This is a genomic window from Aerococcus sp. L_32 (genome assembly GCF_050689315.1).
This window is the reverse complement of sequence record NZ_JBOEQF010000072.1, coordinates 1-10,754: the sequence shown is the minus strand read 5'-3', so window position 1 is coordinate 10,754 and position 10,754 is coordinate 1. Positions and strand designations below refer to the sequence as shown.

The following is a 10,754-nucleotide window of genomic DNA, read 5'->3' as shown; positions in this document are numbered from 1 at the left end:
GGAAACGTCAGGGCAAGCTATATGGCGATTGCATCCGGAAATACCACATATTACCCCTTCCCTATTACCAACTTAGCCTCTGCTTTTGATTATAGCATGGCCTTTACCATGATTATTGGGGCCACAAGTTTTGCTTTACTCGCTTATTCGGTCTTTTCCTGGATTCGTGACTGGCATTTCCAAGGTAACTTTATATACCGATTATTAAGTTTACCTGGAAACCGGGCACCAATTGCATATGCAAAGTTAATCTCTACTTTAATCATGATGGCTGGCATTTTGATTTTACAATTGGTCGTATTCTATGTTGCAAACGCCGCTTTTTCTATCATGTTTGCTGAAATCTACACCACGACACCAGTTTTGATTCAACTTGCAACTCAAATGCAAACGAGTTTGGTCTTGTTCCCGCCTCACCCAGGACAAACCTTTCTGACTTATGGTGGTGGCCTATGGTTCTTATTCACCTTAATGAATAGCATGATTATTTTACTTAGTGCGAAAGGCTATACTTGGACGCGGACTTTATTAACAATCATCATTTACTGGGTAGTATCCATTGCCCTTGTCTACCTGATGGGCTTTTCAACACTCACTATGCCCCTTACTGCGACAGAAGGGACTATTATTGTCTTAGTCTTCATTTATGCCGCAAATATAATCAACGGTTATATGATGTCATGGTTGATGAACCATTATGTCAGTATTTAAGAAAGGAGGTATCATGATGAAAATGCGTAAACAAAACTGGCTGACACTCATTTTCCTAGTGGTAATTGCTGGCGTGTCCTTATTCGTCTGGCTTGGGGTCGGCACTTTTAAACCTGTTATGGTAACTAGTGTAAACCCTGAAGTTAGCGGGCAAGAAACCCAAGCATCGAGTCTTTATCTAACAAGCGAAGACGATCAGAATTCATTTCATTGGATCCCCCTATCAAGACGAGGAGACGCGCTAATTCCTACGACCAACGCTAATTACGGTATGTTTAGCGCCCAAGTCCAAGACGCGGTCTACAAAAACTTCTCTTTGTTCGACCGGCCAAACTTGTCCAATGCCCGATTGATTTTGGAGAATGATGACCTACAATTATGGCAGGCTGATACCCTCTTAGGTGATAGCAAAGCCCAGTTAAACTTGACTCTGATTCAAAAAAATGATGAGGGCCACTGGACCTATACCATAACCTCTTATCAGTTAGACCAAGCGGACCGGACTGGTAACACCTTGATGTCAATCGCTGAAGATGACACGACCATTTACTTGGTATACGCTTTCCTAAAAGACTACGACCAAGCTGATTACTTAAAAACTTTTGAATTAAACAAGGAAAATGGCGAAATCACGGAAGACACTACAATGGACAATTCGGTTTATGAATTGTATTCAGGCAGTGTTGACGGGCTAAACCGTAACCCTGAGTACCACTTGTTGCCAATAGCAGCAACAAATAATGAAGACAGTGAAGACTATATCTCTCCAACTACTTATGAGATTATCAATCCAACAAATGGTAACAAACAAACCATGGACACGTCATCATTAGTAAGTGCTTTAGAAGAACTATCTGGTGAAACCGATATTATGCCGGTGATTATTGAAGATAAAATCTTTGTCTTAACCAATAATTATGTGGAGAATGACTACGGTAGCTATCCTAGTCAATTAAGTATTTACGCTTACGACATGGAGAGTCAAAACTTTGACCAAGTATGGCAGTCAGACCTTGAACAGAACCCTGACTACTACATTGACAATGGCTATATCTTCCAAACCCTTGCAGATGGCAAAACAGGCCAATTGCAACGAGTGGATATTGCCACTGGTGAAACGACCACTGTAGAAGAATATACTATAGAAGAAAATAGTCCATATTCTTTCGCAAAAATCACCAGTGTTGAAGAACAACAATTCCTTCAATAAGAAAATGATGTCGTGAAAAATATTAAAAAGGTGGCCTGGAAAAATTCCAGACCACCTTTTTCGTATGCGCCTATATTTATACCAATGCCAAAGCTGGTTTCACCTGGTCTTTGTAGCCAGCTACTTCACTTGGATGACAGTAGACAAAGTGGTCAGGGGCCACTTCAACTAGGCTGCAATCCGTCCATTGATCCTCACTATAAGCTAAGCCGTCAAAGTGAAGGCGTTGACGAACTTTTTCTGACTCTGGGTCAGCTGTTGGAATCGCCGATAACAAGGACTTGGTATAGTCATGCAAGGGGTTGTTATAGATTTCATCAGCTGTACCGATTTCAACCAACCGCCCTTGGCACATGACACCAATCCGGTCAGAAATATATTTGACCATAGACAAATCATGGGTAATGAATAAATAGGTTAAATCATTGGCAATTTTCAATTCCTTCAACAAGTTAACGATTTGGGCTTGAATGGACACATCAAGGGCTGAAATAGCTTCATCCGCAATAATTAACTTTGGTCTTAGGGCTAGCGCTCTAGCAATCCCAACCCGCTGACATTGACCCCCTGAAAACTCCCGTGGGTACCGATTAGCATAAAGTGGGTCTAAGCCAACTTGAGCCATTAATTCGGCCACAGCAGCTTCTTGTTCTTGTTTTGTTTTGACCAAACCATGGACCCGCATTGGCCCACCGATAATTTCTCCCACTGTCATCCGAGGATTTAAAGAGGCAAAGGGATCTTGGAAGATCATTTGGATGTCTTTTCTAAAGGCCAATAGGTCGCGACGTCCTTTAATTTGGGCAATATCTTGACCTAAAAAATTGATTTCACCATCACTCAGATCTTCTAATTTCATCAAGAGTTTCCCTGTTGTTGACTTACCGGACCCTGATTCTCCTACCAAGCCAAAGGTTTCCCCTGCCTTAATGGTAAAGGTCACATCATTTACGGCGATTACTTCTTCCGCCCGCCCTTCAGCATAGAACTTTTTCACATGGTTCACTGACACAATATCTGTCATCAAATCCCCTCCTAACTTTTATAAACAGGTACAGTTTCGGCTAATTCTTCATATAAAAATGGTCCGTAAGTTGGGTCGGCATTTTCAAAGGCTGCAAGTCCGTAAGTTGAACTAGTAGCCACTTGGTCAACTTGCGTTTTTTCAGCAGCAGCCCGATCTAAAATACTTTGGTAGACCACATAACGCGCTTGAATATCTACTGGTAGCGTCACTTTAGGCGCCCGCTCATCTAATAACCACGTTGCAGCCTGATGCGTTTCTGAGACCTTAAACATGGGTGGATCTTTTACAAAATCTATATCCAGTGCGTAAGGGTTCCGTGGGGCAAAAGGGTCACCCGCCGCCAACTTGGCCATATTGGGTGGGTTACCTGGAATGGTATACAAGTTGTCGTCTTCTGTCGACAAGGTTGGGGTCGCTTCTAGTAAGCCCCAGGTATAAGGATGTTGGGGGTGGTAGAAGATTTCATTAGTAGTCCCTGTTTCAACAACTCGGCCGGCATACATGACAGCTACTCTGTCGGACACATTGGCCACGACGCCCAAATCATGGGTAATAAAGATAACTGAGGTGTCGAATTCATCTTTTAATTGGTTGATCAATTCAATAATACGGGCTTGAACAGACACATCTAGTGCTGTCGTTGGTTCATCCGCGATTAAGATTTTTGGTTTACAAGCAAGGGCCATAGCAATCATGATCCGTTGGCGCATCCCGCCTGAAAATTGGTGGGGATAATGGTAGGCCTTTGTTTCTGGGTCTTTAATTTCTACCTTTCCCATAAGGTCAATAGCTCTGCGCATGGCCGTTGCCTTATTGACTTTGGTATGAGCCATTACGGCTTCAGCAATTTGCATACCCACTGTCATTACTGGGTTCAGCGATGTCATTGGGTCTTGGAAAATCATGGCAATTTCAGACCCTCTAATCTTGGTTAAGTCGGACTTACTGGCTTTTAAAAGGTCTTGGCCTTTAAAAAGGATTTCGCCAGCTTCAATATTGGTCACGTTCTTAGCCAACAACCCGGTAATGGCTTTGGTGGATACAGACTTACCTGATCCAGACTCACCAACAATCGCCAGTGTCTCCCCTTTTTTCAAGGAGAAGGATACGTCGCGGATAGCTGGTAGGACGCCGTTTAGGGTTTTAAAAGAAATTTTGAGGTTTTTAACTTCGAGTATCTTGTCGTTGTGCATGTGGATCAAATCCTTTCTGTGGCCTAGTTGAAGGTCCATTCATGAATATCTGTCAGGGATCCGAACCAGAATGGCTGGATACCACCATTTAGGTCAGTGGTTTGAATGGTAAATTGGTAGTCAGAATACAGTGGCACTAGGTAAGCTTGTTCTTGGAAACGGGCTTGGATGGCCTTGTAGGTTTCGTATCGGTCTTCAAAGCTTGTTTGTGATGCGCCTTGGTTGATTAATTGATCAAGCTCTGGATCGTTGATGTTGACTTGATTTGATCCTGATGATGACCAATAAGAGCCTTGGTCTGGGTCAACGTTTAGGGCTAACCCCATCATAGCTAGGTCGTAGTCACCTGCTGATACATTGGCCGCGTGGGTGGTAAAGTCGGCTGATGTTTGCACGACATCTAGTCCGATAGCTTCTAAGTCTTGCTCAATCAAGTTGGCGGCATTCATCCGGGTAACATTTCCTGTTGGAACGGCCAATTTAATGGTCTGACTAGTATCGAAGCCTGATTCTGCTAGCAATTCTTTGGCACGGTCTGGGTCATAGGCCACTGGATCTAAATCAGGATCTTTATAGTCTGAAATTGAGGTATAGGTAGTTGGAATAACCTCCCCTTCCCCCTGCAATAAGCCGTCTGACATCCGGTCGCGGTCAATGGCCGCTAAAAGTGCCTGTCTGAAAGTGGCGTTATCGAATTTTTCATTGTTGATATACATAAACTGGACTGAAGTCCCGTAGTTAGATTCGACATAGATGTCCTCATTTTGCTCAAGGAATTTGATGTCTGAAATAGGGATTAAGGCAATCCCACCACCAGCGGTCATGTCTAATTCGCCTGCTTGAAGGGCAATCACCATACCGGTTGAATCCATGATATGGACGATGGCATTTTCAATAGCTGGCTTGCCTTTATGGTAGCTTTCATTGGCCACCATCTTGACATAAGACCCTGACTCATATTTCACGAATTTATAAGGGCCAGCAAAAACAGTCGGATTTGTGGCAAATTCAGAAGAACCCAGGTTATAGATGTCTTCTTTTTCAACTATATGCTTAGGGGCAATCATAATCTTAAAGCCAATGTTTTCATAAATGTAAGCTGGGTCAGTGGCGTTTTTTAGGGTAATGGTCAAGGTCTTGTCGTCAATGACTCGAACACCGGAAATGGTTTCAGTCCCTTCCGCTAATTTACCAGCATCATCCACCCCTTCGATAGACTTCAGATTGGCTGAGTTTGAAGTTTCAACATTTGGATTGGCGATGATATTGAAATTATAGGCCACATCATCCGCTGTAAAAGGGGTCCCGTCTGACCAGACGACATCATCTTTAATGGTGATGGTATAGACTAAGTTGTCTTCTGTTGTCATTGAAGCGACATTGGCTTCAAAAACCCCTGCTTCAGGTTGGTCTAGTAATGACGGGTACATGAACCGTTGAATCCATTGGCCGGCAACGTCTGTGGTGTTAAAAACGTTAAAACCGGAAATGGTGTTGGTTGTCCCAATATCAAGGGTATTGTCGGTAGCGCTTATTTCTTGGGCTTGGACTTCAGTCGTTAGACCCACTGAACTGTCATTGGATGTCCCGCAGGCCGCAAGTAATAAGGCGGTCGCTGTTGCTATAACTAGCGATAATCGTTTTGCTTTCATGATCTTTCCCTCCTCCCGGTCTTATATCTCACCTTCAACTGCGCTACGTAATCCTTCACCAATAAAGTTAATCGATAATACGGCTAAGAATACGGCAAATCCTACTGGTACCCATCGCCAAGATTGCATAGTTAATACCGACAGGGATTGAGCTGCAGTCAACAAGTTCCCCCAAGAGGCAGTTGGTGGTACAACCCCAACACCTAGGAAGGAAAGAGAGGCTTCTGTGATAATAGAAGTTGAAATCCCAAAAGTCATATTGACTAAAATTGGTGACAAAATATTTGGAACGATTTGCTTAAAGACAATGTTGCTTGTTGAATAGCCAGAAGCAACGGCTGCTTGAATATAATCAGCCCCTTTTAGTTTCATTACTTCTGCCCGGACTATCCGACAAAGCGGTGCCCAACCAAATAAACCAATCACAATCGTTACATTCCAAATAGATGGTCCAAGAATCCCAACTGCAACTAGGACTACTAGGAAATAAGGGAAGGACATGATCACTTCCGTTAAACGCATGATCACAAAGTCCCATACACCACCTAGGAATCCAGCTAGTAAACCTAAACTGGTCCCAATGGCTGCATAAATCAATACCGATACAATTCCTACAAACATAGAGACTTGGCCCCCGTATAGTAAACGAGAGAATACATCCCGGCCAATTTCATCTGTCCCTAACCAGTGGGTAGCAGTTGGCGCTTGCAGAAACCCACCTACTATTTCATCTGGATTATAAGGGGCAATTACCCCCGCAAACACTGTTGCGGCTAATAAAATCATAAAACAAATTAAGCCAAATACCGCCGCCTTGTTGCGGGCAAAACGCTGCCAAATAATGGTCCAATAGCCTGTTTGCTTGATTCTTGCATCTGTTTTTTGTATCTCACGGGCAAGCATATGTTGGTCCATAAAGTCTTTCGGACTCGCATAAGTCGCTTTAAATAAGTGGTCTTCTGCCATCTCTTTCCCCTCCTAAATTCCTGTTAAGGTGTAAGAGCCAACGCCAAGAGAGGAACGTTGGAAGATTAGGGCAGTGGCTGACAAAGTCAGCAACAACCTAATCTGAAACGCAGTCCTCTTTGGAGGCTCGAACCCGATTTTAATCCCTTTTTCAATGTACAAAGCCGACGCCAAGAAAGGAATCATCTTGGCGTCTTCTCGCACTGTCATGTTTATTCGTAGCGAATCCGCGGATCTACATACGCATAAGATACATCTACCAATAAGTTACATGCCAATACAGCAAAGGCTGATATCAAGGTAATGGTCATAATGACTGGATAGTCCCGTGCATTAATAGACGCCATCATCAATGACCCAATCCCTGGCCAGCGGAATACTTGTTCAGTTACGACTGCCCCACCGATTAAACGGGGAATATCAGACCCAATAACGGTTAAAATCGGCACTAAAGCATTTGGCAAGGTATGACGCTTAATCATATCCTCTTCTTTTAACCCTTTAGCAACTGCTGTTCGCATATAGTTTTGTTCGTTGATGCCAATGACTGTTGACCGGACATATCGGGTCATGTTAGCACAGTAAGAAGCCCCCAATACAAGAATAGGCAATACATAGTAGGAAAGACCTTGCCAGAAAGTCATATCTCCTGATAAGTTTTCCATCCCACCAATGGGTAGCCAACCTAATTCTACAGAGAATAAATAAATCAATAGCATCCCTAAGAAGAAGTTGGGCATAGACACACCGGCAAAAGAAAAAGTCGTCAGCAAGTGGTCAACCCAGGTATTTTTATGGTTGGCTGCATAAATCCCTAGGGGAATAGCCACTATATAGGCTGCAATCAAGGTCCCAAACATCAACTGCAAAGTTGGCAATAGTGCTTCACTGATTAAACCTGTAACAGCCGTTCTTGTTCTAAAAGAGAAACCTAAGTCGCCTGTAAATAAGTTGGTTAACCACCGCCAATATTGGACTACAATTGAATCGTTTAAACCTAAGTTTTCCCGAATCATTTCTATTTGTTGAGGGGTGGCATCCGGTGATTGGTATAAATCGGCAATATCACCTGGTGCCATTTGGATCATGGCGAAGGCTAAGATAGAGATAATCAACAAGACTGGCACAATTAGTAATAATCGTTTGCTGAGGTATTTAATCATGAGGCACCACCTTTAAATATTGACTTAAAATCACCAGAAATAGTGACATAGCGTTTAGAATACAAGCTTCATTGGCGACGAATTTACTATTATGCAAAGGGTAGCTAGCTTGACCTTGCTTGTCCTTTTCCAGGAAGTCACAACCGACAGTGAAGAAGGCGCCTGGTGTGTCTTCAAGGTAGTAGGCAAAGTCTTCGCCGTTCATCATTGCCCCTGTTGCGGCGGTGTTTTCGATAACATCTGTGAAAACAGCTGAGTAATCGATAGCAGCCACTAAGTCAGTCACGATGCTTGCGGTGTTTTGAATGGCTGGGTAGCCCTCTTCGTAATCCACACTGGCTGATCCACCATGCATAGCTGCTGTCATCTCAGCGATTTGAATGAATTGGCTCTTGATTGTGGCCCGACCTTCTGGCGATGAGGACCGTACTGTGCCAACAAGGGTTGCTGTATCGGCAATAATATTTGGCGCGCCCATACCAGCGTCTACCCCCGCAACAGTCACCACTAACGGTTCAATGGGATTGGACACCCGGGATACTAAAGTTTGTAGGTTAGCGATCGTTTCAGCAGCAATGACCACAGAATCGATGGCAGTATGTGGAGATGAAGCGTGACCGCCCCGACCTTGAATTTTGATTTCAAAGGCGTCTGAAGCAGCTGACCCATAACCCAACGAATATCCAACAGTGCCGGCCTCTTTTGAAGGGTCAATATGGAGACCAAATACTGCATCCACACCCGTCAAGTAACCAGCATCTACAATGGCTTTAGCCCCGCCAGGTTTCTTCTCTTCAGCGTGTTGGAAGATGAAGACGACCGTGCCCGCAAATTCATCGCGGTGGGCTTGGATGACTTGAGCCACTCCTAAAAGTGTTGCGGTATGAATATCATGGCCGCAAGCATGCATGACACCTGTATTTTCCGATGCAAAGGGTAAATCTGTTTCTTCCGTAATGGGTAAAGCGTCCATGTCTGCCCTTAAGGCAATGGTTGGACCCGGTTTAGCCCCATGGACCCGAGCGACAATCCCATAACCATCCCCCACATTCCGGTCGATATCAAAGATTTTGGCTGACAACAATTCCATATAAACGAAATTGGCTGTTGCTACCTCCTCAAAAGATAATTCAGGGTTTTGGTGTAAATGGCGTCGGACTTGGACAACGTCTGATTCAATAGACGCTGCATGTTTTAACCATTTGGCCAAAAGGGCTGCCGTGGCTTGGCTGACTTCACTTTCGATTCTACTAGTACTCGCTATATCTGCTTTCAACATAGGCTTCAACCTCACTTTCGATGACATAATGATTGACAATAGTTAAGATGGTTTCTAATCCCAACATGAGACATCTTTGGTCAATTTCAAATTTTGGATGGTGATGGGGGTAATTCTCGCCGTCTGGATGGGCACCCGCTGGAATAAAATAGAAAAGTCCCGGGATTTTTTGGACGTAGTAGGCGAAATCTTCCCCACCCATACTAGCTGGCTTTTCATTGACCATGTCTTGGCCAAATCTTTCTTTAAAGATATCAACTACTGTTTGCGTTTCCGTTGGATGGTTGTAAAGGGCTGGATAGCCATCAATGAAATCTATCTTAACTGAAGCACCGTGGGCTGCCGCAATATCTTCAGATAGGGAGAATAAATCTTTTTTTGCAAGGGCACGTAAGTCAGGATTATAAGTTCGAATCGTCCCATTTAAGCTAGCAACGTTGGCCATGACATTGGCCACCCCGTTCCCAGCATGGAAGTTCCCAATTGTAACAACACCGGGATCCATAGGGTTTTTATGGCGCGAGATAATGGACTGTAATTGTTGGATCAGGTAGGATGCTGTCAAGGTTACATCCACATTTTGGTGGGGAGTAGCTGCGTGACCACCTTTCCCGTGGACCTCGATGGCGAAGGTATCTGAATTGGCGGTCGCAAACCCTTCGTGGTAAGAGATGGTGCCGTCGAAAGCTTTTTCGCCTGACACATGAAGGCCGAAGATTTTATCCACATCATCTAAGGCGCCGGATGCCATAATGGACTTGGCACCACCTGGTTTCACTTCTTCCGCATGTTGGAAAAGGAATACCAATGTCCCAGCGATTTCTTCTTTTAAATGGATCAAGTATTTCGCTGCCGTTAATAAAATCGTCGTATGGGCGTCATGACCACAAGCGTGCATCACCCCGTCAAATGCCGACTTATAAGTTAAGTCTGTCTCTTCCTGAATTTGTAGCGCGTCCATGTCGGCCCGAAAGGCAATAGTCGGACCCGGCTTGTCACCTTTAAGTCTGGTGATTACCCCTCCGCCACCAACATCTGTTTCAATATCGGTATAGCCAAAATTTTCTAGTTCTTGGCGTATAAACTTTCTGGTCTGGTATTCATGAAAAGATATTTCTGGATGACGGTGTAAATGTTCGAATGTTTCACTGGCATACGCTTGATAATTCAAAGCGTGATGATTGGCGTCTTGGTTCATGTTTTCCACCCCTAATTTTCTTATCTGATTATCTATACTGATATAACGTTGTATGTTATATTTTATAACACTAAAGGTTACTAATGTAAGATTTTCTAATTGATGACTAGATTATAGATTGTAAAATAATTATGTGCAAGTACATTTTTATCATCGAAATCTCATTTTCATTCGTTTTCACGATAAAATCAAGCTTTTGAAAGGTTAAAAAATTTTACCAATTGATCTAGTCAAAAGGCGAATTTGCTCACAATTGTGACAAGTTATGTTATAAAATGTGACATTTCATTAAGAGTTGACTAGATAGGTTTGCAAGAGTTTTGCCTTTTTACAAACAAAAAAGCACCAAACCAGC

At 43.5% G+C, this 10,754-nt stretch carries 9 protein-coding genes; 2 read left to right on the top strand and 7 right to left on the bottom strand.

Features of this window, described 5'->3' with window-relative positions; all coding sequences use genetic code 11:
* On the top strand, window positions 1-711 hold a 711-nt coding region (locus ACRCJ0_RS06435; RefSeq protein ID WP_431389932.1), incomplete at its 5' end, for a hypothetical protein.
* A gap of 13 nt (window positions 712-724) precedes the next feature.
* Window positions 725-1,921 (top strand): hypothetical protein, encoded by a 1,197-nt coding sequence (locus tag ACRCJ0_RS06430; protein ID WP_431389931.1) that lies wholly within the window; start codon window positions 725-727, stop codon window positions 1,919-1,921.
* 76 nt (window positions 1,922-1,997) lie between these two features.
* On the opposite strand, the gene ACRCJ0_RS06425 is transcribed toward ACRCJ0_RS06430, so the two are convergent.
* From ACRCJ0_RS06425 to ACRCJ0_RS06395, 7 genes are all read right to left on the bottom strand, one after another.
* On the bottom strand, window positions 1,998-2,945 hold the full coding sequence (locus ACRCJ0_RS06425; protein WP_417893368.1) for an ABC transporter ATP-binding protein: 948 nt from the start codon (window positions 2,943-2,945) through the stop codon (window positions 1,998-2,000).
* Between the two features lie 11 nt (window positions 2,946-2,956).
* Entirely contained in the window at window positions 2,957-4,141 is a 1,185-nt protein-coding gene (locus ACRCJ0_RS06420; RefSeq protein WP_431389930.1) for an ABC transporter ATP-binding protein, read from the bottom strand.
* Window positions 4,142-4,164: 23 nt separating this feature from the next.
* Window positions 4,165-5,793, bottom strand: a complete 1,629-nt coding sequence (locus ACRCJ0_RS06415; RefSeq protein WP_431387373.1) for an ABC transporter substrate-binding protein — start codon at window positions 5,791-5,793, stop codon at window positions 4,165-4,167.
* A 21-nt stretch (window positions 5,794-5,814) separates the two neighbouring features.
* Window positions 5,815-6,759 (bottom strand): ABC transporter permease, encoded by a 945-nt coding sequence (locus tag ACRCJ0_RS06410; RefSeq protein WP_431387372.1) that lies wholly within the window; start codon window positions 6,757-6,759, stop codon window positions 5,815-5,817.
* A gap of 212 nt (window positions 6,760-6,971) precedes the next feature.
* Window positions 6,972-7,922, bottom strand: coding sequence for an ABC transporter permease (locus tag ACRCJ0_RS06405; protein ID WP_431387371.1), 951 nt, complete (start codon window positions 7,920-7,922; stop codon window positions 6,972-6,974).
* Complete coding sequence (locus ACRCJ0_RS06400; protein ID WP_431387370.1) at window positions 7,915-9,201, bottom strand: M20 metallopeptidase family protein; 1,287 nt, start codon at window positions 9,199-9,201, stop codon at window positions 7,915-7,917. The genes ACRCJ0_RS06405 and ACRCJ0_RS06400 overlap by 8 nt, the downstream gene beginning before the upstream one ends.
* A complete protein-coding gene (locus ACRCJ0_RS06395) occupies window positions 9,173-10,399 on the bottom strand; it encodes a M20 metallopeptidase family protein (protein WP_431387369.1) in 1,227 nt (408 codons plus the stop codon). The genes ACRCJ0_RS06400 and ACRCJ0_RS06395 overlap by 29 nt, the downstream gene beginning before the upstream one ends.
* Between the last annotated feature and the right edge of the window lie 355 nt (window positions 10,400-10,754).